The following is a 25,244-nucleotide window of genomic DNA, read 5'->3' on the forward strand; positions in this document are numbered from 1 at the left end:
CGGTGCCTTGCACCGCGCGGCGAGCACCTCAGGATGACGGGACCGGTGGGTGCACGTTGCGAAGGATTGAAGGCGACGGGGGGCGACGTCTACGGCGCCAGATACCGCATCAGCTCCGGATTGCCCCTCACCTCGCCGGCCTCTCCCTGCAGTGCGATCCGTCCGCGGTCCAGCACATAGGCGTAGTCGGCGACGCGCAAGGCGAGGTCGAGGTGCTGCTCGACGATGATCACGGCGATCTCCTTGGCGAGCTCGATCAGGCGTTCGGTGATCTCCTCGATCACGCCAATCCAGACGCCTTCGGTCGGCTCATCCAGCAACAATAGCTTTGGATCGCCTAACATCGCGCGGCCGATGGCGAGCATCTTGCGCTCGCCGCCGGAGAGCGTGCCGGCGGGCTGGTCGAGGCGCTGGCCGAGCTTGGGGAAGATGGTCAGCACGCGGTCGACGGCGGTGGCATCCTTGTTCGCGAGCGAGCCGACCGCGAGATTGTCGCGCACCGACAGGCGCGCGAACACCGAATGCTCCTGCGGCACATAGCCGATGCCGGCGCGGACGCGCTCCTGGGTGGCGCGGCGGCTGATGTCGCGGCCGTCGAAGGCGACCTCGCCCTTCCACGCCGACAGCTCGCCGACGATGGTCTTCATCAGCGTGGTCTTGCCGGCGCCATTGCGCCCGAGCACGGCGACGCCGCCGCGCCAGGGGATGCCGATTGTGACGTCGAACAGGACCTGGCTGCGGCCGTAGCCGGCGTCGAGATGCTTGATGTCCAAAAATTCAGGCACGGCGCAGATAGATCTCCTGGACGGATTTGTTGGCCTGGATCTCCGACACCGTGCCCGATGCCAGCACCTTGCCCTGGTCGAGCACGGTCAGGCGATCGCAGATGTCGCGGATGAAATCGAGGTCATGCTCGACGATGACGAGCGAGCAATGTTTCTTGATCGGCTGCAGCAGCTCGCCGGTGACGCGGCGCTCCTCCAGGCTCATGCCCCCGGTCGGCTCATCGAGCAGCAGAAGTTTCGGCTTGCCGGCGAGCGCCATCGCGATCTCCAGCCATTGCTGCTGGCCATGCGACAGCGCCGCCGCGGCATCGAAGGCGCGATCGGCAAGCCGGAACTGCGTCAGCATGGTCATGACCTGGTCGTGCAGCGCACCGCGGGTGCGCGAGAACACGAGATCGAACAGCGAGGACTGCGCCTGCAGCGCGAGCAGAATGTTGTCGTAGAGCGTCAGCGTTGGCAGCACGCTGGTGATCTGAAATTTCAGGCTCATGCCGGCGCGGGCCCGCTCCGTCGGCGTGAAGGCGGTGATGTCGGTGTTGACGAAGGAGACTTTTCCCTGCGTCGGCACCTCGGCGCCGGCGATGCACTTCATCAGCGTGCTCTTGCCGGAGCCGTTTGGACCGATCAGGCCGTGAAACTCGTTCTCGCCGACGGTGAGCGCGGCGCCGTCGAGCGCGGTGAGCTTGCCGAAGACTTTTTTGATGCCGGCGGCTTCAAGGAGCATTGCGCTTCTCCTTGATCTTGGCACCAAAGCTGCCGACCCGCTCGCGCTCGCCGAGCACGAAGCTGATCAGGCCCAGCGGCCGGAACAGGATCACGAGCAGCAGCAGCAAGCCCAGGATGATCGGCCAGATGTCGCGGTAATTGTCCGAGAGCCAGAAGCTGACGCCCTCGACGATCACGGTGCCGATGACGGCGCCGATCAGCGTGCCGGAGCCGCCGAACAGGACGTAGAGCACGACCTGCGTCGAGACGACGACGCCGACCATATTGGGCCAGACGAAACCTTCGTGAAAGGCATAGAGGCTGCCGGCGAGGCCTGCGATGGCGCCGCCGATGGCGAAGATGATCGCTTTGAGGTGCTGCGCCTTGTAGCCGAAGAAGGCGATGCGCTGCTCGTTCTCGCGCAGGCCGGCGAGCGCGAGGCCGAACTGCGAGCGCACCAGAAAGCGGCAGAGCAGGTAGACGACGACGAGGATGCCGAGCACGAGATAGTAGAACGGCGGTCCTTCCGAGAATTCGTAACCACCGAGCGACATCGGCGCGATCGAGGGAATGCCGTTCTGGCCGCCGAGATAGTACCATCCGCGCGCGAGGCGATCGGCGGCGTAGGAGCCGGTGAGCGTGCCGAGCGAGACGAAGATCACGCTGGAGGGATGCCGGCCCAGCAGCAGGAAGCCGCCGAGCAAGAGCGCGAAGGTGAGGCCGATCAGCGTGCCGGCGGGCAGCACCAGGAAGATATTGGTGATGTCGAGGTCGCGCGCGAGCAGCGCGACCCCATAGCCGGCCGAGCCGAAGAACAGGGCCTGGCCAAAGCTCATGATGCCGGCATAGCCCCAGACCAGGTCGAACGACAGCGCGAACAGCGCGAGGATGATCACACGCGTCGCGAACACGGTGAGATAATCCTGCAGCACCAGCGGCGCCAGCAGCGCCGCGACCAGCACGACGCCCTCCACGATCGGCAGGACTTTTCGTCCCGCGGCGGCTTGTGCCTCCGTTCCAATGCTCGCCCTTGCAACGCCCTGCTCCCCGCCGATCTCGGCGGGGACCGCCTGCTTCACTGCGCCCATCGCTTTCGGCATTCTACGTCAGCATTCCTTGGGATCGACGAGGCCGTTGCTGCGCGCGACGATCTCGTAATTCCCGCCCTTGGCGACTGCGGTGTACATCTTCATCTTGCAGTGCCGCTTGCCCGGCACCATCTCGGCTGGTCCCCCGGGACCTTCGGCGATCTTGGCGTGATCGAGCGCGGCAGCAACGGATTCGCGGTCGATCTTGCCGGCTTCCTTGACGGCGGCTTCCCACAGCTTCAGGCCGCGATAGGTGCCGGTCGCGGCGCTGCCGGCGGCGAACAGGAAGTTGCCCGGAAAGTCCTTCTCGTAAGCCGCCTGAATCTTGGCGTCGAACGGGTTCTCCTTGGTCAGCACCTTGAAATAGTCGAGGCAGCTCGCAAGACCCTCGATCTCGGCGGCCTGGTTGATGTTGAGCGTGTTCTCGTCATAGTAGACGCAGGCCAGACGCCCGCCGTTCTTGAGGAAACCCGCTTCGTAGAGCTGCTTGAAGAACGGGCCGACGCCGGGCGGAATGACGGTGTTGAAAACGACGTCGACCTTGTTGGAGATGATGCGGTTGACGGTCGAGGAGAAGTCGACCTGGTCGAGCGGATAGTACTCCTCGAACACGACCTCGCCGCCGCTCGCTTCGATCACCTTGCGGGCATAGACGTTGAGCGTATGCGGCCAGACATAGTTGGCGCTCGGCAGCGCGAACTTCTTGCCGCCGTTCTTGATCAGCCAGGGAATGAACTCGTCGCACTGCTGAGCCGGCGTCGGGCCGGTGCAGAACAGATAGGGCGTGCACTCCTTGCCTTCGTAGAGCTGCGGATAGATGTAGAGCGTCTTGCCGCGCGCGACGATCGGGTCCTTGATCGCGTTGCGCATCGAGGAGGTGATGCCGCCGAGCACCATATCGACCTTGTCGCGCTGGATCAGTTTTCGCACGTTGCCCACCGCAACGGATTCGTTCGACGCGGTGTCCTCGATATAGAGCTCGAGCGGACGGCCGAGCAGGCCGCCGGAATTGTTGATCTCCTTGATCACCATCTTGGCGACATTGGCATCGGCATTGCCGGCATAGGCGATCGGGCCGGTGAGGTCGGTGGCGATGCCGACCTTGATCGGGCCTTCCGCCGCGTTGGCCCAGTCGGCCGGGATCACCCAGCTGCCGACGCCGGTCGCGACCGCGCCGGTGGTGAAGGCGAAATTGGAGAGGAAACGACGGCGTGTGAGCTGAGTGCGATCGAACATGTGACTAAACCCCTTTTCCAGCGATGAGGCCCTGCGGGCGGAATTTGATGAAGACAATGGCGAGCACGAAGACGAGAACGTCGGCGACGACGGGCGCCATCACCCATGGCAGTGCGGCACTCAGCGTGCCGATGACGCCGGCGCCCGCGACCGGCCCGATGAATGAGCCGACCCCGCCGACCATGACGGCGACAAAGCCCTGGATCAGGAAGCGCAGGCCGAGATCGGCGAACAGGCTGAACACCGGCACGATCAGCGCGCCGGCAAGGCCGGCGAGCGCGGCACCGAATGCAAAAGTGGCGCCGTAGATCAGCGGCGTTGAGATGCCTGAGGCGCGCGCCAGCGACGGATTCTCCAGCGTGGCGCGGACGCGCAAACCAAAACTCGTACGCGACAGCAGCAGGTAGCAGCCGCCCATCACCAGCAGCGTGATGACGATGATGGTGAAGCGCCAGGCCGAGATGTGCATGGCGCCGATGTCGATCGAGCCGCCGATCGGCTCGGGCACGGTGAGATAGAAACCGCCGATCAGGCCGCGCACGGATTCGCGGATGATGAGGCCGAGCGCATAGGTGCCGAGCATGGCGACGATGGGCGCGGCATAGAAGCGTCGGATGATCAGCGCCTCCAGCACGAAGCCGAGCGCGCCGACCAAGAAGGGCGCCGCGACCATGCCGGCCCAGATCGGCAGGCCCTTGGCATAGGCAAGATAGGTGATGTAGGCGCCGAGCAGGACGAACTCGCCTTGCGCGAAGTTGAAGATGCCCATCATGCTGGCGATGATCCCGAGCCCCAGCACGATCAGGACGATGATCGCGCCGAAGCTCAGGATCTCGAACGCCGCGACGAACGCGTTAGCCATGCGGTAGATTCTTGTTTTGACGCGTTTTCTTGACGCGAACCGGTATCCACTTCGCTCGAAAACGCTCCGTCTGCATCACTACCTCGCTCACATCTTCTTCCAGTCGCCGATCTGCTCGAAGGCATGGGCGGCGCGGTAGATGGTGGATTCCTCGAACATGCGACCGACCAGCATCAGGCCGACCGGCAGGCCGTCGACCATGCCGCAGGGCAGCGACATCGCGGGATGATGGGTGATGTCGAACGGCGCGGTGTTCGAGATCATCTCGAGCGCGCGCGCAACGTATTCCTCGCGGCTGGCATTGGGCTCCGGTAGCTTGGTCGCCTTCATCGGCGTGGTCGGCATCAGCAGCAGATCGTAATCGCCGAACGCCTTGTCGTAGGCGGCGGTCAGCCGGCGGGAGATGTTGAGCGCCTTGCCGTAGAAGCGCGGACCGAAATTGTTGTTGATGTAGGTGCCCAGCATCATGAACAGCTTCGTGGTCTCGGACAGCGAGTCGGCCTGCCGACGCCAGCCGCGATGAAAATCCATCAGCGAGGTCGAATAGAGATCGCCGCGGCTGAGGCCGTAGCCGTCGCCGAACATCATGGTCTGGGTCAGGCCTTCGGTGCCGATCGGGGTCCAGATCGCGCCGCCGAGGAGATGCATCGGGATCGAGACGGTCTCTACGGTGGCGCCAAGATCCCTGAAGCGCTTTGCCGCCTCGCGCACGCTTTCATTCACCGCGGCCTCTGCGACCGGCTGCTCAAAACCTTCCTTGAGGATGCCGATCTTCATGCCCTTGACGCCCTGGCCGAGCGCCTTGGTGTATTCCTCGACCTTCGGCGCCTTGATGCGCGGATCGTAGCCGTCATCGCCGGCGAGCACTTCGAGCAGCAGCGCGTTGTCGGCGACCGTCGCGGTCATCGGACCGGTATGGTCGACATAGATCTCGATCGGCATGATGCCGGTGTAGGGAACGAGGCCCCAGGTCGGCTTCATGCCGTAAATGCCGCAGAACGAGGACGGCATGCGGATCGAGCCGCCCTGATCGCCGCCGATCGCCATGTCGACCTCGCCGAGTGCGACCACGACGCCCGAGCCTGACGACGAGCCGCCGGCCGAGTAACCCATCTTGTGCGGATTATGCACCGGGCCGTAGGAGCCGGTGTGGCTGCCGCCGGACAGGCAGAAATGCTCGCAATGCACCTTGCCCTTGATCTCGGCGCCGGCATCCAGCATGCGCGTGACGATGGTGGCGTCGAAATCGGGCACGTAGCCTTCCAGCGTCGACGAGCCGTTGGTCATGGGCACGCCGGCCAGCATGATGTTGTCCTTCAGCGCAATGGTCTTGCCCTTGAGCTTGCCGCTGGCGGCGCCCTTCACGGTCGACTTGCGATACCAGGCATTGCGCGGGTTCTCTTCGGCCGAGGGCCGATAGCCCGGCGTGCGCGGATATTTCACCTCCGGCAATTCGTCCGGCATCGCGGCAACGAGATTGTAGGCTTCGATCGAGCCCTGCATCAGGCCGCGGAACGAGGCGACGTCGTCATCGGTGAGCGAAAGGCCGCACTGCTCGGCGACACTGCGAAGTTGGGCGGGCGTTGGAAGGACAACTGTCACGGCGCTCTCCTCTGAGGCTTCTTGATCCCTGGCGTTGGAAGCCTCTCGCTCGCGCCTGCACGGCGCGGGCCAGCCGGCTTCGCGTGGATATTACAGACGGAAATATTTTCCTTTTCAAGTATTATTTCGCAAGTCCACCGCGCTGGGCCAGCGGCCGCTCAGAGCGTCTTGATGATCCTGAAGTCGAGACCGTCGGCTTCGGCGAGGTACATCGGCATCTCGGCGCGGCCGTCGCGCAGCGTCACGGGGCCGCGGCCAGCCGTATAGACAGTGTTGCGCGCGGCCTTGAGCAGCGGACGAAAGGCCAGCGAGCCGGCGCGGTTGGCGACGGATTCAAGGAAGCGCAGCCCCTCATAGTTCGACTGACCGACGGAGCCGACCGGCGGCGCGTTGGCACCGAACATGGAATGATAGGCACTGAGGAACTCGTCATTGGCGCGCGAGACCATGCCGTTGAAATAGCCGGAGGCGCAGAACAAATTCTCGGTGTTGTCGGCGCCGATGCCGAGCAGCACGGTTTCGTCCATCGCCCCCGCAAGCCGCAGCGTCGAGGTGGCAAGCCCCGCTTCGGCAAAGGCGCGGTTGAAGGTGATGCTGTCGGTGCCGATCAGCGAGATCAGCACCACATCGGGCTTGGCGGCGCGGATGCGCGCCAGATGCGGCTCGTGATTGTCCTCGCCAACGGGCACGAACTCCTCGCCGACGACCTGGCCGCCGGCCTCCTTGATGTAGCGCTTGACCGAACGATGCGACTGCCACGGCCAGACATAGTCGCTGCCGATCAGGTACCAGCGCGCGGCCTTCTTGACGTCCGCGAGCCAGTGGATCGCCGGCCGGCTCTGCCAGCGCGGCGTCTCGCCGATCGCCATCACGCCCGGCGTGCGCTCGCCGCCCTCATAGACCGGGGTGTAGATGTAGGGGATGCGGTTGCCGGTGACCTTGCGCAGCGCGACGCGGACCGCGCTGATATGCGAGCCCATGATGAGATCGACCTCGTCGAAGGCGATCGCCTGCTCGGCGCGGCGCACCACCTCGTCGATCGGCCCGCCGGAATCGTAGATCGACAGCTCGAGCTCGCGGCCCAGGATGCCGCCGCGCTTGTTGATCTCGGCGACCGCCAGCATCGCGCTGTTGGTGGAGGTCGGGCCCCAGATCCCGGGCGAGCCGGTGAAGGTGAGGAAATTGCCGATGCGCAGCTTGTTGCGCGCGCCGCGGCGCTTCATGAAATGCGCGTCGACCGGAGACAGGTCGAAGTCGGCCGCCGACGACGACAGATTCCTGAACAGCAGGGACGGCGGCAACGCCGGACCGCCGTGAGCCGGGAAGTTTACCGTCGCGCGCACGCCAACTCCTGTCTGGCAACAGACCTGAAAGCACATTGAGCAGGCGGCCGCGGCTTCCGCCCTTTTGTTGGGCAATGATCCTATTTTGAAAATATTGAATATTCAAGAATTGAAGTGCATATAGATGCAGCATTGATTGCAAGACATTCACTCATTTGGGTCAAGACGAAGTCTTAGCCGTGGCAAAACCGTCGAAAGAAAACACCCCGATCACCGAACATCTCGCTTACCTGCTCGCGCAAGCCAACCGGGAGATCAACCGGCAGCTGGAACTGCGCTTGAGCAAGGAGGGCGTTCCCGTCGAGCAATGGCGCATTCTGAAAGTTCTCTCCGATGGCAACGGTCATTCGATGGGCGAGCTTGCGGACGCCGTGCTGCTCAACCATCCGACGCTGACCAAGATGATCGACCGCATGGTCTCCGACACGCTGGTCTATCGCGTGCAGGACCCCAACGACCGCCGCAAGGTTTTGATGTTCATCTCCGACCGCGGCAAGGTGCTGTGCAAGAAGCTCAACTCGCTCGCGGTGGACCAGGAGGAGCATATCCTGGAGAGCTATGGCGACAAGTCGACGAGCGAGCTCAAGCGGCTGCTGGAGAGCTTGATCGACAGCTCGAATTGAGCTGCGTGAATATCAATTCCATCGTCGTCCTGGACAAGCGAAGCTCGCGACTACGCGTAGCGTTGTCGCGAGCGGAGCGCAGATCCAGGACCCATTACCACCGCATTTGGTTTGACGAAGACTCGCGGTCGCCAGCTTCACGCAACAACTTCGCCTTGGGGTAATGGGTCCTGGCTTTCGCCAGGACGACGTTGTGGGGCTAACTGTTCGCCACACACTCAACTGTCATCGCCCGATTTAATCGGGCGATCCAGCATTCCAGAGACGGATGTGATTGAGCCGAGAAGCCGCGGCGTACTGGGTCGCCCGGTCAAGCCGGGCGACGACAGCGGGGAATGAGGCGCTGGTATCGCGCCTCACACCTTACGCATACCGCCCGTGGCAGTGCTTGTACTTCTTGCCCGAGCCGCACGGGCAGTCCTCGTTGCGGCCGACCTTGCCCCAGCTCGCCGGGTTCTTGGGATCGCGCAGTGCCGCGTCGGTGGCCTGTGCGCCCAGCGTGACGCTGGCGAGCGCCATCTCGTCCTCGCCGGTGTTCGGGTCGAACTTGTGCGCTTCCATCGCCGGCAGGATGGGAGCTTCCTGCTCCGGCGGGACGATCTCGACCCGCATCAGCTGCGCGGTGACGGCCTCACGTAAGTGAGCGCTCATCTCCTGGAAGAGGTTGAAGGCCTCGGTCTTGTACTCCTGCAAGGGATCGCGCTGGCCGTAGCCGCGCAGGCCGATGACCTGGCGCAGATGGTCGAGCATGATCAGGTGCTCGCGCCAGAGATGGTCGAGCGTCTGCAGCAGGATGGTCTTCTCGACGTAACGCATCACGTCGGGACCCCATTGCGCGACCTTGGCCGCCATGTGCTCGTCGGCCTTGGTCTCGATGCGCGTGAGCAGCTCCTCGTCGGCGATGCCCTCTTCCTTGGCCCATTCGTCGACCGGCAGGTCGAGATCGAGCACGCGCTTCAATTCCTCCTTCAGGCCGGCGACGTCCCACTGCTCGGCATAGGCGTGCTCGGGCACGTGCTTGGCGACGAGGTCGTCGATGAAGGCGTGGCGCATGTCGGCGACGGTCTCGGCGACGCTGTCGTCCTTCATCAGGTCGACGCGCTGATCGAAGATCACCTTGCGCTGGTCGTTCTGGACGTTGTCGAACTTCAAGAGGTTCTTGCGGATGTCGAAGTTGCGGGCTTCGACCTTCTGCTGCGCCTTTTCCAGCGCCTTGTTGATCCAGGGATGGATGATCGCCTCGCCCTCCTGCAGGCCGAGACGCTGCAGCATGCTGTCGAGGCGATCCGAGCCGAAGATGCGCATCAGATCGTCCTCCAGCGACAGGAAGAATTTTGACCGGCCGGGATCGCCCTGACGGCCGGAACGGCCGCGCAGCTGGTTGTCGATGCGGCGGGATTCGTGACGCTCGGAGCCGATGATGTAGAGGCCGCCCGGCTTCTTCACGGTCTTGGCGGACTTGGAGCCCTTGGCCGGCTCGATCTCGACGGTCTCCTCCGCCTTCAGCACGATATCGCGGAAGTGCGCGATGTCGGCCTTGATCTGCTCGATCTTCTTCGCCTTCTCGGCCTCGTCGGTGATGCCAGCGGTCTCCTGCTGGATGCGCATCTCCAGCGAGCCGCCGAGCTTGATGTCGGTACCGCGGCCGGCCATGTTGGTCGCGATCGTGATCGCACCGGGAACGCCGGCTTCGGCGACGATATAGGCTTCCTGCTCGTGGAAGCGCGCGTTCAGCACCGCGAACAGCTTTGACGGCTTGCCGGCGCGGGCGGCGGCGTAGAGCTTGTCGAGCGCATTCTCCTTGCCGAAATCGATCTGCTTGTAGCCGTGCGCCTTGAGGAATTCGGCGAGCACTTCCGACTTCTCGATCGAGGCCGTACCGACCAGCACGGGCTGCAGCCGCGCATTGGCGCGCTCGATCTCGGCGAGGATGGCGGCGTATTTTTCCTTCTGGGTGCGATAGACCTCGTCGTCCTCGTCGAGGCGCGCGATCGACAGATTGGTCGGGATCTCCACGACCTCGAGCTTGTAGATGTCGAACAGTTCGTCCGCCTCGGTCGCGGCCGTGCCGGTCATGCCGGCCAGCTTCTCGTACATGCGGAAGTAATTCTGGAAGGTGATCGAGGCCAGCGTCTGGTTCTCGGGCTGGACCTGGACGTGCTCCTTGGCTTCCAGCGCCTGGTGCAGGCCTTCCGAATAGCGCCGGCCCGGCATCATGCGGCCGGTAAACTCGTCGATGATGACGACCTCGTCGTCGCGGACGATGTAGTCCTTGTCGCGGGTGAACAGCGTGTGGGCGCGGAGCGCCTGGTTGATGTGGTGCACGACGGAGACGTTCTCGACGTCATAGAGCGACTCGCCCTTGAGCTGGCCGGCATCGCGCAGCAGCGTCTCGATCTTCTCCATGCCGCCTTCGGTCAGCGTCACCGTGCGCTGCTTCTCGTCGACCTCGTAGTCGGTCTTGTCGAGCTTGGGCAGGAAGCCGTCGATGGTGTTGTAGAAATCCGAGCGGTCGTCGAGCGGTCCGGAGATGATCAGCGGCGTGCGCGCTTCGTCGATCAGGATGGAGTCGACCTCGTCGACGATGGCGAAGAAGTGCGGCCGCTGGACCATGTCCTCGAGCCGGTACTTCATGTTGTCGCGGAGGTAATCGAAGCCGTATTCGTTGTTGGTGCCGTAGGTGATGTCGCAGGCATAGGCCGCCTTGCGCTCGGCGTCGTCGAGGCCGTGCACGATCACGCCGGTGGTCATGCCGAGGAAGCTGTAGATCTGGCCCATCCAGCCGGAGTCACGGCGGGCGAGGTAGTCGTTGACGGTGACGACGTGGACGCCCTTGCCGGCGAGCGCGTTGAGGTAGACCGCGAGCGTTGCGACCAGCGTCTTGCCTTCGCCGGTCTTCATCTCGGCGATGTCACCCTCGTGCAGCACCATGCCGCCGATCAGCTGGACGTCGAAATGACGCTGGCCGAGCGTGCGCTTGGCGGCCTCGCGCACGGTGGCGAAGGCGGGCACCAGCAGGTCGTCGAGCGTCTTGCCCTCGGCGAGCTGCTTCCTGAACTCGGCGGTGCGGGCCTTGAGCTCGTCGTCGGAGAGCTTGACGATCTCGGGCTCCAGCGCGTTGATCGCGTTGACGCGGGACTGATATCCCTTCACCCGCCGGTCGTTGGCGGAGCCGAAAAACTTGCGGGCGAGCGCGCCGATCATGCCTAGTTCCTGTGTTCGCGATTCAACCGCGTTGCAGCCAAGAAGTTGTCACCCGCCTGCCTTATCAACTCACCGTGACGCCTGATGGCGTCAGAGCCCGGACTGCGGGGGATCATCCGCCATATGGGTGGGAATTGGGCAAGTCTGGGTTCAACGGCCAAAAACGCAGCAAAATAAACGCCATCGCCATGGACGCGACCGGGCAGAGATATGGCCCGGTCAGGGCCTTGTCAACGGCGGGCGCCCTGCCGCTAATTCATCATTTTGACAGACTTTTCGCGTTGCCAAGCCCCCCTGATTGGGCGAGTGTCCGCCCCGCTCGAGCAGCCCCCTGCTTCAACAAAAGGATTTTCCATGACCACCTCGTTCCCGGTAACCACCGGCCAGCGTTTTCGCCAAGCCTCCGCCCTGGCCGGCGGCCTCGCTCTGGCGCTGACCCTGGCGTTCGCGGGCCCGCTCCGGGCCGCCGACGATCCGGTCCTGGCGAAGGTCAATGGCGCGGAAATCAAGAAGAGCGACGTGACCATGGCCGAGGAGGAACTCGGGCCGAGCCTCGCCCAGATGGACCCGGCGACCAAGGACGAGAACGTCCTGTCCTTCCTGATCGACATGAAGATCGTCAGCAAGGCTGCCGAAGACAAGAAGGTCGCCGACAGCGAGGAGTTCAAGAAGCGCCTGGCGTTTGCCCGCAACCGGCTGCTGATGGACAGCCTGCTCGCCAACGAGGGCAAGGCCGCCACCACCCCCGACGCCATGAAGAAGGTCTATGAGGAGGCCTCCAAGCAGATCACGGGCGAGCAGGAGGTGCGCGCCCGCCACATCCTGGTCGAGACCGAGGACGAGGCCAAGGCGGTGAAGGCCGAGCTCGAGAAGGGCGCCGATTTCGCCGAGCTCGCCAAGAAGAAGTCCAAGGATCCGGGCTCCGCCGACGGCGGCGACCTCGGCTTCTTCACCAAGGAGCAGATGGTGCCCGAATTCTCGGCCGTGGCCTTCGCGCTCGAGCCGGGCAAGATCTCCGACCCCGTGAAGTCGCAATTCGGCTGGCACATCATCAAGGTCGAGGAAAAGCGCAGCCGCAAGGCGCCGGACTTCGAGCAGGTCAAGGCCCAGATCGAGAACTACGTCACCCGCAAGGCCCAGGCCGACTACGTCGCCAAGCTCCGTGCCGAAGCCAAGGTCGAGCGGCTGGACCAGCCGGCGGCGGATGCCAAGCCGGCCGACGCGGCCAAGCCCTCCGACAGCAAGATGGCTCCGCCGGCGAAGAAGTAAGAATTCGCTGTCACTTCGCGGACGCCAATAGTATCTAACGTCGCAATGGCCGGGCAAATGCCCGGCCATCTGCATATCCAGACCCACCAAGGCGCCCCACGATGTCCTCAGCCGTCTCCCCGCTCGCCCCGAAAACCGTTCCCGACATGCCCGTGATCGCGGGCATCCGACTTGCGACGGCCGAGGCCGGCATCCGCTACAAGAACCGCACCGACGTGCTGCTGGCGGTGATGGACAAGGGCACCGCGGTGGCCGGCGTCTTCACCAAGTCGAAATGCCCGTCGGCGCCGGTGGAGTGGTGCCGCGCCAAGCTGAAGGGCGGCAAGGCGCGCGCGCTGGTGGTCAATTCCGGCAATGCCAACGCCTTCACCGGCAAGACCGGCCGCGCCTCAACCGCGCTGACCGCGAAGATCGCGGCCAAGGCTGTCGGCTGCAGCGAAGGCGAAATCTTCCTGGCTTCCACCGGCGTGATCGGCGAGCCGCTGGACGCCACCAAGTTCGACGGGGTGCTCGGCCGTCTCGCCGAGACCGCCGAGGTCGGCGATTACCTCGCCGCGGCCAAGGCGATCATGACCACCGACACCTTCCCGAAGGTCGCGACCGCGACCGTCAAGCTCGGCAAGGCCAAGGTCACCATCAACGGCATGGCCAAGGGCGCCGGCATGATCGCTCCTGATATGGCGACAATGCTGTCCTTCATCTTCACCGACGCGCCGATCGCGCCCGCCGCGCTGCAGGCCCTGCTCAAGAGCGGCGTCGAGGACACCTTTAACGCAGTGACGATCGACGGTGACACCTCGACCTCGGACACGCTGCTGGCGTTCGCGACCGGCGCCGCCGCCGAGCATGGCGCGCCAAAGATCAGCCGCGCCAGCGATCCGCGCCTGAAGGCCTTCGTCAAGGCGTTCAACCAGGTGCTCGCCAATCTCGCCGAGCAGGTGGCCCGCGACGGCGAAGGCGCGCGCAAGCTGGTCGAGATCACCGTCGAGGGCGCCAAGACCAAGGCCTCCGCCCGCAAGATCGCGATGTCGATCGCCAACTCGCCGCTGGTGAAGACCGCGATCGCCGGCGAGGACGCCAATTGGGGCCGCGTCGTGATGGCCGTCGGCAAGGCCGGCGAGCCGGCCGATCGCGACAAGCTCTCGATCTCTTTCAACGGCATCCGCGTCGCCAAGAGCGGCGCGCGCGATCCAGACTACGACGAGGCGCAGGTGTCGGAGGCGATGAAGGCGCCGGAGATCGCGATCAAGGTCTCGCTTGGCCTCGGCAAGGGCCGCGACCGCGTCATGACCTGCGACCTCACGAAGGAATATGTCGCGATCAACGGGGATTACAGGTCGTAAGCGGACGTCGATGGCCGATCTCAAACTAACACTGGTGGTGGCCTGCGCGCTGGTCGACGCCGACAAGCGCGTCCTGATCGCGCAGCGCCCCGAAGGCAAGGCACTGGCGGGCCTGTGGGAATTCCCCGGCGGCAAGCTCGAGCCCGGCGAGCGGCCGGAGCAGAGCCTGATCCGCGAACTGCACGAGGAGCTCGGCATCACCGTCGCCGAGCCGTGCCTGGCGCCGCTGACCTTCGCCAGCTACGGCTACGAGACCTTCCACCTGTTGATGCCGCTCTACATCTGCCGGCGCTGGGAGGGGATGGTCGCCGCACGCGAGGGCCAGAACCTCGCCTGGGTCCGCGCCAACAAGCTGCGCGACTACCCGATGCCGCCCGCGGACATTCCGCTGATCCCGCATTTGATCGATTTGCTGATGTGACGCGCACTGTGCCCCGGACGCAGCGCAGCGCTTCCCCGGCGATGCGAAGCATCGTCCGGTTCAGCGATGCGCTGCAGAGCCGGGGCCCACGCTAACGCCAAGCTGGGTCCCGGCTCTGCGCAGCAGCGTAAGAACGCTGCAGCGCGTCCGGGACACGCCTCACTCCTTCCCCGCCTTCTTCACCGCCTCCGCCAGGCTCGCTTTCGCCGACCCCGGCTTGAGCGGCTGCTGCTGGCTCGCATGCGGCGCCCAGCCCGAGAGCCAGATGATGTCGAACGTCGCGCGGATGCGGCCGTCGGCATCGGCAAAGCGCTCGGCATAGATTTCGGCCATCCGCAGCAACGTCGCGCGCCGGCTCGGTGTACGCCGCCGTTCGATCAGCACATTGGCCGCGCCCATGCGGCGAAGATCCTGCATCAGCGCGAACGCATTGCCATAACGCACCACGACGCGGTCGACATCGGTCACCGGCAGCGCAAACCCCGCCCGTTGCAACAGCGCGCCGATGTCGCGCAGGTCAGCGAAGGGGGCGACACGCGGCGACACGCCGCCCTCGCATTCGGCCTCCGCCGCGGCAAAGGCCTGACGCAGTTCGGTCAGACTGTCGCCGCCGATCATCGCGGCAAGCAGCAAGCCATCCGGTTTGAGCGCGCGGCGGATTTGCGCGAGCACGCCGGGAAGGTCGTTGACGAATTGCAGCGCCAGCGCGGAGACAACGAGGTCGAGCGATTCGGGCGCGAAGGGCAGCGTCTCCGCACCAGCCGCATCGAGCGCGACCCGTTCGATGGAAGGCAGGCGCGCGCGCAGCGAGGCCAGACCCTCGCCGGGGCTCCAGAGATCGACCGACGCATGAAATTCCCGCATCACTGCGGCCAACCGGTCGGACATGTCCTCGGCGACACGGTCGAGCAGGAAGCTCACGGCGCCCTGCGCCTGCGCGCGGCGCTGCCGCGCATGCAGCAAGGCGCGATCGAACAGGGCGGGCGGGATTTGCGCAGGTGCAGCCATGCGGTTTGGTTACGCTCATGACAGCCACTCTGGCAACCCACGCAATAGAGAGGCAGGTGGAACGGCCAGACGGGCCGTCGTATAATCAGGCCTCACCGAGGCTCCGGCAGTGTTCAGCATTCATCTTCGCGATATCAACGCAGACGTTGTCGAAGCATGGAGAGCAGCGTTTGCCGATGTAGCAGACGTCGAGGTCTCGCTCGGCGACATTTTTGCGCAGGAGGCCGATGCGATCCTGAGCCCCGCGAACAGTTTCGGGCACATGGATGGCGGGATCGACCTTCTCTATTCGCGATATTTCGGCTGGGACCTTCAGACCAATCTGCAAGCCACGTTGGCAGAGCACCATTACGGAGAACTCCCGGTCGGCCAGGCGATCGTGCTTGCCACAGGCCACGTGCGCTTCCCGTTCCTCGTGAGTGCGCCCACGATGCGTGTCCCGACGCGCATTGATCAGACCGTGAATGTGTATCTCGCATTCCGGGCAGCCCTGATCGCTGTCATCACACACAATGCCGGAGACGACGAGACAATCCAGTCCTTGCTCGTCCCGGGTCTGGGGACGGGCGTAGGCGCAATGCCCCCTGCGCGGGCTGCCCGCCAGATGCGGCTTGCCTACGACTCGATCTTCGCGCCGGCCTCGGAGCGACGAAGTGCCCGCGCCATCCTGAGAGAGCATTACGAACTGATTTCCTGATCTCGTTTCGGGCCACCGGCGCTTGAGCGCCGCCGACGGGAACGCTAGCCTTCTCCGATGGAAACCGACGCCGCCCCCGCCCGTTCCATCTCTGCACCATTGCGAGCCGCATTGACCGCGGGCCGCCATGCGCTGTCGCGCGCGGCACGGCTCGCACTCGACATCGCGCTGCCGACGCTGTGTGTGTCCTGCCGCGAGCCGGTCGATGGCGAGGGCGTCTGTGCGGCGTGCTGGGCGCGGCTGTCGTTCATCGAACGGCCTTATTGTCCGCGGCTCGGCATCCCCTTTGTTTATGACCCTGGCCCCGACATGCTGTCGATGGAGGCGATCGCGAGCCCGCCGGCCTACCAGCGGGCGCGCGCGGCGGTGCGCTATGACGATGTCGCACGCACGCTGGTGCATGCGCTGAAATATCAGGACCGCACCGACCTGGCGCCGGCCATGGGCCGCTGGATGGCGCGCGCAGGCGGCGAGCTGCTGACGGGCGCCGACATGCTGGTGCCGGTGCCCCTGCATTGGCGACGGGCCTGGCGCCGGCGCTACAACCAGTCCGGAGCGCTGGCGCGCATCATCGAACGGCAGAGCGGGGTCAAGGTGCGGGGCGACGTGCTGCGGCGGGTGCGCGCCACCGAGCAGCAGATCGGCCTGTCGCGGGCCCAGCGTGCCACCAATGTGCAGGGCGCATTCCAGGTATCTCCCGACCGTCAGGCCGAGGTCCAGGGCCGCCGCGTCGTCCTGATCGACGATGTCCTGACCTCAGGTGCGACATTGGATGCCTGCGCACGGGCCTTGCTGCGCGCCAAGGCAGCCCAGGTCGACGTGCTGGTGTTCGCCCGGGTTGTGGAGATCAGGTGAAGTCCCATATAATTCAATGAATTCGTGACATGAAAGCGCCAGACAACATGACTGCTGCTGTCGAGATCTATACCAGGCCGGGCTGCGGCTATTGTTCTGCGGCCCGGTCGCTGCTGACCCGCAAGAAGGCGACCTTCGCCGAATTCGACGTCGCCAAGAACCCGTCCTGGCGCCAGGAGATGTACGGCCGCGCCGGCGAGGGCTCGACCTTCCCGCAAATCTGGATCGGCGGCACCCATGTCGGCGGCTGCGACGACCTCTACGCACTCGACCGCGAAGGCAAGCTCGACGGCATGCTCGAAAGCGTCAAGGCGGTATCATGAGCGACAACAGGACCTTCACCGCCGCGATGGTGCAGATGCGCACCGGCCTGATGCCGGAGCCGAGCCTCGCGCAGGCCACAAGGCTGATCCGGCAGGCGGCGGCGGGCGGCGCCGACTACGTGCAGACGCCTGAGGTCAGCAACATGATGCAGCTGAACCGCAAGGCGCTGTTCGAGCATCTCCAGAGCGAAGAGGACGACACCTCGCTGAAGGCCTACCGCGCGCTGGCGGCGGAGCTGAAAATCCACATCCATGTCGGCTCGCTGGCGCTGCGCTTCTCGGAAGAGAAGGCGGTCAATCGCTCCTTCCTGATCGGGCCCGAGGGCAACGTGCTCGCGAGCTACGACAAGATCCACATGTTCGACATCGAGCTGCCGGACGGCGAGAGCTATCGCGAATCCGCCAATTACCAGCCGGGCGAGACCGCCGTGATCTCCGACCTGCCCTGGGGCCGGGTCGGACTGACGATCTGCTACGACGTGCGCTTCCCCGCGCTGTACCGCGCGCTCGCCGAAAGCGGCGCCTACTTCATCACGGTGCCCTCAGCCTTCACCCGCAAGACCGGTGAAGCGCATTGGCACGTGCTGCTGCGCGCGCGTGCGATCGAGACCGGCTGCTTCGTCTTTGCCGCGGCGCAGGCAGGCACCCACGAGAACAAGCGCGAGACCTATGGCCACTCGCTGATTATCGATCCCTGGGGCGAGATCCTCGCCGAGGGCGACGTCGAGCCCGGCATCATCATGGCCAAGATCGATCCGGCCAAGGTCGAGACCGCGCGCCGCGCGATTCCGTCGCTCCAGCACGGCCGCCGCTTCGGCGTCGCCGACCCGAAGGCGGGGCCGGACCATTTGCACCTCGTACGGGGATCGGCATGATCCGCTACGCGCTCCACTGCGACCGCAACCACGCCTTCGAAAGCTGGTTCCAGAGCTCGTCGGCCTATGATTCCCAGGTGAAGCGCAAGCTCGTGACCTGCCCGATCTGCGGCTCGGCCAAGGTCGACAAGGCGATCATGGCCCCGCGCATCGTCGGAAAGAAGGGCCGCGGGCGCGCGACACCGCCGCCGGAGCCCACGACTGCGACCACGCCCGAGGCTGCGCCGTCAGGACCGACCTCGCTGCTGATGGCGCAGGAGCGCGAGCTGCGCGCCAAGCTCAAGGAGCTGCGCGATCACATCGTCAAGAACGCCGACAATGTCGGCGAGCGTTTTCCGAACGAAGCCCGCGCGATGCATTACGGCGACAAGGAGCACCGCCCGATCTACGGCGAGGCCTCGCCGGAAGAGGCGAAGTCGCTGATCGACGAAGGCATCGAGGTCTCGCCGCTGCCGACGCTGCCGGAAGACCGGAACTGACGCGCGAAGCGCGTCATCCCGGGATGGTCCGAAGGACCAGACCTCAGATGCGCAATTGCGCATCGGGGGATCTCGAGATTCTCTGGTGCGCAACTGCGCACCATAGTTCGATGCTGCGCATCGCCCCGGAATGACGACTAGACCCCCACCAGCACCGCCACGCCGATCACGATCAGCGCGATGCCAAAAATCTCGCGCGGCGCGATCGGCTGCTTGAACGAGTAGTAGGCCACGCCTTGCGCGAACAGCACCTCGATCAGCGCGAGGGTGCGGACATTGGCGGCCGCCGTCAGCGCGAAGGCCAAAAACCAGAACTGCGAGGCGAAGGCGCCCGTGAAGCCCGCGAGCATCGACGGCCGCCATAGTCCGAGGATTCCCCGCAATACGTCTGGCGCGCGCCAGAGCAGGTAGATCGTCAGCACCAGCGTCTGCACGAACAGGCCGAGGACCAGCGTGAAGGACGAGGCCGTCACGAAGGACACGTTCGGCACCGTGATGATCGCTCCGCGAAAACCGACGGCGGACAGCGCGAAGGCCGCAGCTGCAACGAGGCCGGTGATGGTCGGCTTCAGCTCGGCAAAACTCTTCTCGCCGCCGGGGCGCAGCGCGGTGATGACGACGCCGACGGTCGCGATCACGATCGCCAGCACCTTCAACCAGGTCAGATGATCGCCGAGGAAGACGAAGCCGAAGATCGCGGTCTGGATCGCCTCGGTCTTGAGATACGCCGTGGTCACCACGAAGGAGCGGTCGTTCATCGCGAGCAGCATCAAGCCGGTGGCAACGATCTGGCTGAGCGCCCCGAGCAGCAGCCACGGCCAGAACACGGCCGGCGGCATGCCAATATGATCGCCGGTCGCGACCAGCACCAGGCCGAGGAACAGCAGCGAGAACGGGAAGCCGAACAGGAAGCGGATATTGGTCGCGCCCCAGGTCCCCAGCGGCTTCGTCAACGACCGCTGCATCGCATTGCGCGCGACCTGGCCGAGCGCAGCAATGATTGTGAAGGGAATCCAGAGGCTGGTGACGGTGAGCATGGGGGTGGGTGGGCAGGAAAGAATTCGCGACCAACGTGCAAGTTGCGCCCTGCGCGGTCAACCGCAGGGATGTCATGGGAGCGATGCTCACGCCACAAACTCCGCCGTCGTCCTGGACAAGCGAAGCGCAGATCCAGGACCCATTACCCCAGGGAGTGGTTTGGCGAAGACTCGTGGTTAGCCGTCTCGCGCTGCAACCTCTCCTTGGGGTAATGGGTCCTGGCTTTCGCCAGGACGACGCCTTTGGTGCTGAGGCAGCGGAGCCCTAGAAGCTGCGTCTCGCCCTCACACCATCCCTTCCGCCACCACCATGTAGTTCACGTCCATGTCGGACGAGAGGCTCCATTTGTCGGCGAAGGGTGAGTAGACGACGCCGGTCTGCTCGGTGATGACGAGGCGGTTGTCGAGCAGATATTTGGTCAGCTCGTCGGGGGTGACGAACTTGTTCCACTCGTGCGTGCCGCGCGGCAGCCAGCGCAGCACGTATTCGGCGCCGACGATGGCGAGCGCAAAACTCTTCCAGTTCCGGTTCAGCGTCGAGACCACCATCAGGCCGTTCGGCTTCAGCATCGAGGCACAGCGCTTTAAGAAAACACCGACGTCAACAACATGCTCGACCACCTCCATCGCCAGCACGATGTCGAAGCGCTCGCGCGGGTCGATCTCCTCCACCGTGGTGCAGCGATAGTCGATCGCAAGATGGCTCTTGTCGGCATGGAGCTTTGCCGCTGCGATGTTGCTGACCGACGGATCGATGCCGATGACCTGCGCGCCGAGCCGCGACAGCGGCTCGCAGAGCAGGCCGGCACCGCAGCCGATGTCCAGCACGCGCAAGCCGCCGAGGCAGTTGAGGCTGCGCACGTTGCGCTCGAACTTGCGGCAGGCGGCGTCGCGGATATAGCCGAGCCGCAGCGGGTTGATCCGGTGCAGCGGTGCCATCTTGCCCTTGGGGTCCCACCACTCCGCCGAGAGTTTTGAGAATTTCGCGATCTCGGCGGCGTCGACGGTCGAGCCCGGCTGGGCGGAGAGGGAAGTATTTTGCTGCATGCTCATGGTTACGCGCGGTCCTACCGCGTGGTGATCGAACTACGGAAGGCGAGCGGCGAGGAGATGGTCCTGATCGTCTCGATGCCCTCGCCGACGCCGCGAATCGTCACGTCGCCGTAGTTGAGAATACGTCCGAGAATGGTCTGATCGACATCGACGCTCTCGACCTTGTCCAGCGCCATCTCGAAGGTGCGCCGCTTGATGAACCCGGTCTTGTGCACGACCCGGAGGTTGGTGACGTCGGTCTCGGTGGTGAAGCGATGGAACCAGCCCTTGAGCGTCCAATACAGGGCCGCCAGAGCCACGAGGCCCGCAGCGACGAGGCAAAGCAAGACAAGCCCATCGGCGGTGGCCTGCCGGGACAGGACGAACAGGACCAGCGCCACGATCCAGGCCACAATCGCCGGGAAATAGAAGATCCAGTGCGCATTGGTCGAATACAGCACCCGCTCGCCGGGCTGCAGGATCTCGTCGATATAACGCGCCATGATCTCGGTTAACCCACTACCCCCGCACCCTGCCCCCGCAGGAACCCGCTTGCCCCCGGCCCCGCCGCTCTGTATACGCGCGGTCGGTATCCGCAGGCACCCGTCCGGTGCGGGCCACCATACTGATCCTTATGAGGGAATGCACGCGTCGTCATGAGCCGCCTCGTGATGAAATTCGGCGGCACATCCGTCGCCAACATCGAACGCATCCGCAACGTCGCGCGCCATGTGAAGCGTGAGGTCGACGCCGGCCATGAAGTGGCCGTGGTCGTCTCGGCGATGTCGGGCAAGACCAACGAGCTGGTGGCCTGGTGCACCGAGGCCTCGCCGATGCACGATGCGCGCGAATACGACGCCGTCGTCGCCTCCGGCGAGCAGGTCACGTCCGGCCTGCTTGCCATCGTGCTGCAGGGCATGGGCATCCAGGCCCGCTCCTGGCAGGGCTGGCAGATCCCGATCAAGACCAGCGACGCCCACGCCTCGGCCCGGATCGAGGACATCGACGGCGGCGAGCTCATCAAGCGCTTCCAGGAGCGCAAGGAGGTCGCCGTCATCGCCGGCTTCCAGGGAATCAACGCCGAAACGGGCCGCATCACCACGCTCGGCCGCGGCGGCTCGGACACCTCCGCCGTGGCGGTCGCCGCAGCCGTGAAGGCGGATCGCTGCGACATCTACACCGACGTCGATGGCGTCTACACCACCGACCCGCGAATCGTGCCGAAAGCCAAAAGGCTTGATAAGATCGCATTCGAGGACATGCTGGAACTGGCCTCGCAGGGCGCAAAAGTGCTCCAGGTCCGCTCGGTGGAACTCGGCATGGTCCACAACATGCCGATCTTCGTCCGCTCGAGCTTCGACAAGCCCGAGGATATCGACCCGCATGCCAACCAGCCGCCCGGCACCCTGATCTGCGGCGAGGAGGAGATCATGGAAAACCACGTCGTCACTGGCATCGCCTTTTCGAAGGACGAGGCCCAGATCTCGGTGCGCCAGATCGAAGACAAGCCGGGCGTCGCGGCCTCGATCTTCGGCCCGCTGGCCGAGGCCAACATCAACGTCGACATGATCGTGCAGAACGTCTCCGAGGACGGCAAGACCACCGACCTCACCTTCACGGTTCCGGCCGCGGACTACACCCGCGCCAAGGACACGATTACCGCTGCCAAGGCCAAAATCGGCTATGCCCGGCTTGATACCGCTACCGACGTCGCGAAAATCTCGGTGATCGGCAGCGGCATGCGCAGCCACGCCGGCGTCGCCGCCCAGGCGTTCTCGGCCCTCGCGGGGCGGAATATCAACATCCGGGCCATTACAACCTCCGAGATCAAATTCTCGGTTTTGATCGACACGGCTTACACAGAGCTTGCGGTGCGCACCCTGCATACGCTCTACGGCCTCGATCAGGCCTAGGCTAATTTTCTCTTAGCGGTCGCAGCAAACGCGAAGGTGTACACACCTTCGCGTTTGGCAGGCGTTTTGCTTGGCAAAACAAGCCCCAATTCGCTATACGCGGACAGGGTGGGCTGCCGGAAACTGTGCCCCAGTTCAGGCGGTGCTGATTCGGCCCTGGCAACCGCCGGGGCCGGCGCCGGACGAGCAATTTGTTGTTTTTCTGGATTTCGGGCGAGCCGCCGCGGGCCTTTCGGCCCCGGCAGACGGAGGAGATTGACGGTACATGCGGAGCGCGTCGGGAGGTCCCCGCGTCTTGTTGAGACGGCTCCGCGAAACCATGGCGGAGCAGGTCTCGGCCCAGGAGCGGCTGGACAAGATCGTGGTGCTGATCGCCGCCAACATGGTGGCCGAGGTGTGCTCGGTCTACGTGCTGCGCGTCGACAACACGCTCGAGCTCTACGCCACCGAAGGTCTCAACCGCGAGGCTGTGCACCATACCGTGCTCAGCGCCCATGAGGGCCTGGTCGGTCTCGTCGCCAGCGAGGCAACGCCGCTCAACTTAAGCGATGCGCAGAGCCATCCGGCCTTCTCGTTCCGTCCCGAGACCGGCGAAGAAATCTACCACTCCTTCCTCGGCGTGCCGATCCTGCGCGCCGGCAACACGCTCGGCGTGCTGGTGGTGCAGAACCGCGCCAAGCGCAATTATGTCGAGGAAGAGCTCGAGGCGCTGCAGACCACCGCCATGGTGCTGGCGGAACTGATCGCCTCCGGAGAACTGTCCGCGCTGGCACAGCCGGGCCTGGAGCCTGCCGCGCGCCATTCGGCGCAGAAGGTCGGCGCCATCCTGTCGGAAGGCATCGCGCTCGGCCATGTCGTGCTGCACGAGCCGCGCGTCGTCATCAAGGACTACATCGCCGAGGACCTGCCGAAGGAAATCAAGCGGCTGGACACCGCGCTCGCCAAGCTGCGCGCCGACCTCGACCGCATGCTGGAGCGCGGCGACGTCGCCGAGGGTGGCGAGCATCGCGAGGTGCTGGAAGCCTACCGCATGTTCGCCAACGACCAGGGCTGGTCGCACAAATTGCACGAGGCGGTCGCCACCGGCCTCACCGCGGAAGCGGCGGTCGAGCGCGTGCAGTCCGACACCCGCGCGCGCATGCTGCGCTCGACCGATCCCTATTTGCGCGACCGCCTGCACGACCTCGAGGATCTCGGCTATCGCCTGATGCGGCAGCTGGTCGGCCAGGACCATGCGCCTTCCCGCGAGCAATTGCCCGACAATGCCATCGTCATCGCCCGCGCGATGGGTCCCGCGGCGTTGCTCGACTACGACCGCAAGCGCCTGCGCGGCATCGTGCTGGAGGAAGGCACCGCCAACTCCCACGTCTCGATCGTGGCGCGCGCGCTCGGAATCCCTGCGGTCGGCGAGGTGCCGAACGCACCGGGCATCGCCGATCCCGGCGATGCCATCATCGTCGACGGCACCTCGGGCTCGATCTATGTGCGTCCGTCGCAGGAGATCGAGGCCGCCTTCGCCGAGCGCGTACGCTTCCGCGCCCGCCGCCAGGCGCAGTATCTGGCGCTGCGCGACCGGCCCTGTGTCACCAGGGACGGCCAGAAGGTCGAGCTGATGATCAACGCGGGTCTCGCGATCGACCTGCCGCATATCGAGGACACCGGCAGCGCCGGCATCGGCCTGTTCCGCACCGAGCTGCAGTTCATGGTTGGCCAGAGCCTGCCGCGCACCAGCGACCAGCTCGCGCTCTATCGCACCGTGCTGGATGCGGCGGGCACCAAGCCCGTCACCTTCCGCACCCTCGACATCGGCGGCGACAAGGCGCTGCCCTACATGGAAGCGGTGATCGAGGAAAATCCTGCGCTCGGCTGGCGCGCGATCCGGCTCGGGCTGGACCGTCCCGGCCTGTTGCGCGGCCAGATCCGTGCGCTCTTGCGCGCCGGCGGCGGCCGTGCGCTGCGCATCATGTTCCCGATGATCTCGGAGGTCGCCGAATTCGATTCGGCGAAGGCACTGGTCGAGCGCGAGCTGACATACTTACGCCAGCACGGCCACACGCTGCCTGAAAGAATCGACATCGGCACCATGGTCGAGGTGCCCGCCCTGCTCTATCAGCTCGACGAGCTCCTGAAGAAGGTCGATTTCATCTCGGTCGGCTCCAACGATTTGTTCCAGTTCCTGTTCGCGGTCGACCGCGGCAATGCCAAGGTCTCCGAGCGCTTCGACACCATGTCGGCGCCGATCCTGCGCGCGCTGCGCGACATCGCGCGCAAGGCGCAAGGCGCGCAGAAGTCGCTCTCGCTCTGCGGCGAGATGGCCTCCAAGCCGCTCGGCGCGCTGGCGCTGATCGCGCTCGGCTATCGCTCGCTGTCGCTCTCGGCGACCGCGCTCGGCCCGGTCAAGGCGATGGTGCTCGATCTCGACGCCAAGAAGGCCGAAGCGATGCTCAACCCTCTGCTGGATGCGCCTGCGGGCAGCGTCTCGATCCGGCAGAAGCTGACGGAATTTGCCGAGGCCGAGGGCCTTGCGTTGTAGCGGGCCTGTCG

The 25,244-nt window shown here is 65.0% G+C and carries 23 protein-coding genes; 11 read left to right on the forward strand and 12 right to left on the reverse strand.

Annotated elements, in window-relative coordinates; genetic code table 11:
• Window positions 1-89 precede the first annotated feature (89 nt).
• From ACVJ19_RS11180 to ACVJ19_RS11210, 7 genes are all read right to left on the reverse strand, one after another.
• Window positions 90-785, reverse strand: a complete 696-nt coding sequence (locus ACVJ19_RS11180; RefSeq protein ID WP_453949101.1) for an ABC transporter ATP-binding protein — start codon at window positions 783-785, stop codon at window positions 90-92.
• Complete coding sequence (locus tag ACVJ19_RS11185) at window positions 778-1,509, reverse strand: ABC transporter ATP-binding protein (RefSeq protein WP_026312070.1); 732 nt, start codon at window positions 1,507-1,509, stop codon at window positions 778-780. Before ACVJ19_RS11185 ends, ACVJ19_RS11180 begins: the two co-directional genes overlap by 8 nt.
• Window positions 1,499-2,590, reverse strand: coding sequence for a branched-chain amino acid ABC transporter permease (locus tag ACVJ19_RS11190; protein WP_453949100.1), 1,092 nt, complete (start codon window positions 2,588-2,590; stop codon window positions 1,499-1,501). Before ACVJ19_RS11190 ends, ACVJ19_RS11185 begins: the two co-directional genes overlap by 11 nt.
• Before the next feature lie 6 nt (window positions 2,591-2,596).
• Complete coding sequence (locus tag ACVJ19_RS11195; protein WP_453949099.1) at window positions 2,597-3,814, reverse strand: substrate-binding protein; 1,218 nt, start codon at window positions 3,812-3,814, stop codon at window positions 2,597-2,599.
• 4 nt (window positions 3,815-3,818) lie between these two features.
• Complete coding sequence (locus ACVJ19_RS11200) at window positions 3,819-4,676, reverse strand: branched-chain amino acid ABC transporter permease (protein WP_453949097.1); 858 nt, start codon at window positions 4,674-4,676, stop codon at window positions 3,819-3,821.
• 87 nt (window positions 4,677-4,763) lie between these two features.
• Complete coding sequence (locus ACVJ19_RS11205) at window positions 4,764-6,278, reverse strand: amidase (protein ID WP_453949096.1); 1,515 nt, start codon at window positions 6,276-6,278, stop codon at window positions 4,764-4,766.
• Between the two features lie 158 nt (window positions 6,279-6,436).
• Window positions 6,437-7,621 carry a substrate-binding domain-containing protein gene (locus tag ACVJ19_RS11210; RefSeq protein ID WP_453949095.1) on the reverse strand — a complete coding sequence of 395 codons (1,185 nt, stop codon included), beginning with the start codon at window positions 7,619-7,621 and terminating at the stop codon, window positions 6,437-6,439.
• Window positions 7,622-7,800: 179 nt separating this feature from the next.
• Between ACVJ19_RS11210 and ACVJ19_RS11215 the strand changes: the two genes are divergently transcribed.
• Entirely contained in the window at window positions 7,801-8,244 is a 444-nt protein-coding gene (locus ACVJ19_RS11215) for a MarR family winged helix-turn-helix transcriptional regulator (protein WP_018643508.1), read from the forward strand.
• Between the two features lie 363 nt (window positions 8,245-8,607).
• On the opposite strand, the gene secA is transcribed toward ACVJ19_RS11215, so the two are convergent.
• Window positions 8,608-11,448, reverse strand: a complete 2,841-nt coding sequence (gene secA, locus ACVJ19_RS11220) for a preprotein translocase subunit SecA (protein ID WP_453949094.1) — start codon at window positions 11,446-11,448, stop codon at window positions 8,608-8,610.
• 354 nt (window positions 11,449-11,802) lie between these two features.
• Between secA and ACVJ19_RS11225 the strand changes: the two genes are divergently transcribed.
• The 3 genes from ACVJ19_RS11225 (at window position 11,803) to ACVJ19_RS11235 (ending at window position 14,481) form a co-directional block, all read left to right on the forward strand.
• The gene (locus ACVJ19_RS11225; RefSeq protein WP_453949093.1) at window positions 11,803-12,717 is read left to right on the forward strand and encodes a peptidylprolyl isomerase; all 915 of its coding nucleotides are present in this window, start codon (window positions 11,803-11,805) and stop codon (window positions 12,715-12,717) included.
• A 101-nt stretch (window positions 12,718-12,818) separates the two neighbouring features.
• Complete coding sequence (gene argJ / locus ACVJ19_RS11230) at window positions 12,819-14,060, forward strand: bifunctional glutamate N-acetyltransferase/amino-acid acetyltransferase ArgJ (RefSeq protein WP_453949092.1); 1,242 nt, start codon at window positions 12,819-12,821, stop codon at window positions 14,058-14,060.
• A gap of 10 nt (window positions 14,061-14,070) precedes the next feature.
• Window positions 14,071-14,481: a (deoxy)nucleoside triphosphate pyrophosphohydrolase gene (locus ACVJ19_RS11235; RefSeq protein ID WP_453949091.1), complete on the forward strand. Its 411-nt coding sequence runs from the start codon at window positions 14,071-14,073 to the stop codon at window positions 14,479-14,481.
• A gap of 159 nt (window positions 14,482-14,640) precedes the next feature.
• Here the strand turns inward: ACVJ19_RS11235 and ACVJ19_RS11240 are convergent, their stop codons facing one another.
• Window positions 14,641-15,489 (reverse strand): methyltransferase domain-containing protein, encoded by an 849-nt coding sequence (locus ACVJ19_RS11240; protein WP_453949090.1) that lies wholly within the window; start codon window positions 15,487-15,489, stop codon window positions 14,641-14,643.
• Between the two features lie 109 nt (window positions 15,490-15,598).
• Between ACVJ19_RS11240 and ACVJ19_RS11245 the strand changes: the two genes are divergently transcribed.
• Genes ACVJ19_RS11245 through ACVJ19_RS11265 form a run of 5 tightly spaced genes read left to right on the forward strand, consistent with a single transcriptional unit; the run spans window position 15,599 to window position 18,718 of the window.
• Window positions 15,599-16,186, forward strand: a complete 588-nt coding sequence (locus ACVJ19_RS11245) for a macro domain-containing protein (RefSeq protein ID WP_453949089.1) — start codon at window positions 15,599-15,601, stop codon at window positions 16,184-16,186.
• Window positions 16,187-16,243: 57 nt separating this feature from the next.
• A complete protein-coding gene (locus tag ACVJ19_RS11250; RefSeq protein ID WP_453949088.1) occupies window positions 16,244-17,041 on the forward strand; it encodes a ComF family protein in 798 nt (265 codons plus the stop codon).
• 47 nt (window positions 17,042-17,088) lie between these two features.
• Complete coding sequence (grxC, locus tag ACVJ19_RS11255) at window positions 17,089-17,364, forward strand: glutaredoxin 3 (RefSeq protein WP_453955110.1); 276 nt, start codon at window positions 17,089-17,091, stop codon at window positions 17,362-17,364.
• A complete protein-coding gene (locus ACVJ19_RS11260) occupies window positions 17,361-18,239 on the forward strand; it encodes a carbon-nitrogen hydrolase family protein (protein ID WP_453949087.1) in 879 nt (292 codons plus the stop codon). Before grxC ends, ACVJ19_RS11260 begins: the two co-directional genes overlap by 4 nt.
• The gene (locus ACVJ19_RS11265; protein WP_453949086.1) at window positions 18,236-18,718 is read left to right on the forward strand and encodes a DUF1178 family protein; all 483 of its coding nucleotides are present in this window, start codon (window positions 18,236-18,238) and stop codon (window positions 18,716-18,718) included. The genes ACVJ19_RS11260 and ACVJ19_RS11265 overlap by 4 nt, the downstream gene beginning before the upstream one ends.
• Window positions 18,719-18,855: 137 nt before the next feature.
• On the opposite strand, the gene ACVJ19_RS11270 is transcribed toward ACVJ19_RS11265, so the two are convergent.
• From ACVJ19_RS11270 to ACVJ19_RS11280, 3 genes are all read right to left on the reverse strand, one after another.
• A complete protein-coding gene (locus ACVJ19_RS11270; RefSeq protein ID WP_453949085.1) occupies window positions 18,856-19,755 on the reverse strand; it encodes an EamA family transporter in 900 nt (299 codons plus the stop codon).
• Between the two features lie 285 nt (window positions 19,756-20,040).
• Window positions 20,041-20,808 (reverse strand): bifunctional 2-polyprenyl-6-hydroxyphenol methylase/3-demethylubiquinol 3-O-methyltransferase UbiG, encoded by a 768-nt coding sequence (gene ubiG, locus ACVJ19_RS11275; protein WP_453949084.1) that lies wholly within the window; start codon window positions 20,806-20,808, stop codon window positions 20,041-20,043.
• 14 nt (window positions 20,809-20,822) lie between these two features.
• Window positions 20,823-21,290: a PH domain-containing protein gene (locus ACVJ19_RS11280; RefSeq protein WP_453949083.1), complete on the reverse strand. Its 468-nt coding sequence runs from the start codon at window positions 21,288-21,290 to the stop codon at window positions 20,823-20,825.
• 153 nt (window positions 21,291-21,443) lie between these two features.
• Between ACVJ19_RS11280 and ACVJ19_RS11285 the strand changes: the two genes are divergently transcribed.
• Together ACVJ19_RS11285 and ptsP are read left to right on the forward strand one after the other, a co-directional pair.
• On the forward strand, window positions 21,444-22,700 hold the full coding sequence (locus ACVJ19_RS11285; RefSeq protein ID WP_453949082.1) for an aspartate kinase: 1,257 nt from the start codon (window positions 21,444-21,446) through the stop codon (window positions 22,698-22,700).
• Window positions 22,701-22,965: 265 nt separating this feature from the next.
• A complete protein-coding gene (gene ptsP, locus ACVJ19_RS11290) occupies window positions 22,966-25,233 on the forward strand; it encodes a phosphoenolpyruvate--protein phosphotransferase (RefSeq protein WP_453949081.1) in 2,268 nt (755 codons plus the stop codon).
• Window positions 25,234-25,244 lie beyond the last annotated feature (11 nt).

Source organism: Bradyrhizobium sp. USDA 376 (genome assembly GCF_054063675.1).

Bases quoted from the DNA above. Each gene is read 5' to 3' on its own strand.
- ACVJ19_RS11265 (WP_453949086.1), top strand. From the start codon at position 18,236: ATGATCCGCTACGCGCTCCACTGCGACCGCAACCACGCCTTCGAAAGC.
- ACVJ19_RS11225 (WP_453949093.1), top strand. From the start codon at position 11,803: ATGACCACCTCGTTCCCGGTAACCACCGGCCAGCGTTTTCGCCAAGCC.
- ACVJ19_RS11280 (WP_453949083.1), bottom strand. From the start codon at position 21,290: ATGGCGCGTTATATCGACGAGATCCTGCAGCCCGGCGAGCGGGTGCTG.
- ACVJ19_RS11240 (WP_453949090.1), bottom strand. From the start codon at position 15,489: ATGGCTGCACCTGCGCAAATCCCGCCCGCCCTGTTCGATCGCGCCTTG.
- ptsP (WP_453949081.1), top strand. From the start codon at position 22,966: ATGCGGAGCGCGTCGGGAGGTCCCCGCGTCTTGTTGAGACGGCTCCGC.
- ACVJ19_RS11250 (WP_453949088.1), top strand. From the start codon at position 16,244: ATGGAAACCGACGCCGCCCCCGCCCGTTCCATCTCTGCACCATTGCGA.
- secA (WP_453949094.1), bottom strand. From the start codon at position 11,448: ATGATCGGCGCGCTCGCCCGCAAGTTTTTCGGCTCCGCCAACGACCGG.
- ACVJ19_RS11195 (WP_453949099.1), bottom strand. From the start codon at position 3,814: ATGTTCGATCGCACTCAGCTCACACGCCGTCGTTTCCTCTCCAATTTC.
- ACVJ19_RS11285 (WP_453949082.1), top strand. From the start codon at position 21,444: ATGAGCCGCCTCGTGATGAAATTCGGCGGCACATCCGTCGCCAACATC.
- ACVJ19_RS11270 (WP_453949085.1), bottom strand. From the start codon at position 19,755: ATGCTCACCGTCACCAGCCTCTGGATTCCCTTCACAATCATTGCTGCG.
- ubiG (WP_453949084.1), bottom strand. From the start codon at position 20,808: ATGAGCATGCAGCAAAATACTTCCCTCTCCGCCCAGCCGGGCTCGACC.
- ACVJ19_RS11200 (WP_453949097.1), bottom strand. From the start codon at position 4,676: ATGGCTAACGCGTTCGTCGCGGCGTTCGAGATCCTGAGCTTCGGCGCG.
- ACVJ19_RS11260 (WP_453949087.1), top strand. From the start codon at position 17,361: ATGAGCGACAACAGGACCTTCACCGCCGCGATGGTGCAGATGCGCACC.
- ACVJ19_RS11235 (WP_453949091.1), top strand. From the start codon at position 14,071: ATGGCCGATCTCAAACTAACACTGGTGGTGGCCTGCGCGCTGGTCGAC.
- grxC (WP_453955110.1), top strand. From the start codon at position 17,089: ATGACTGCTGCTGTCGAGATCTATACCAGGCCGGGCTGCGGCTATTGT.
- ACVJ19_RS11185 (WP_026312070.1), bottom strand. From the start codon at position 1,509: ATGCTCCTTGAAGCCGCCGGCATCAAAAAAGTCTTCGGCAAGCTCACC.
- argJ (WP_453949092.1), top strand. From the start codon at position 12,819: ATGTCCTCAGCCGTCTCCCCGCTCGCCCCGAAAACCGTTCCCGACATG.
- ACVJ19_RS11190 (WP_453949100.1), bottom strand. From the start codon at position 2,590: ATGCCGAAAGCGATGGGCGCAGTGAAGCAGGCGGTCCCCGCCGAGATC.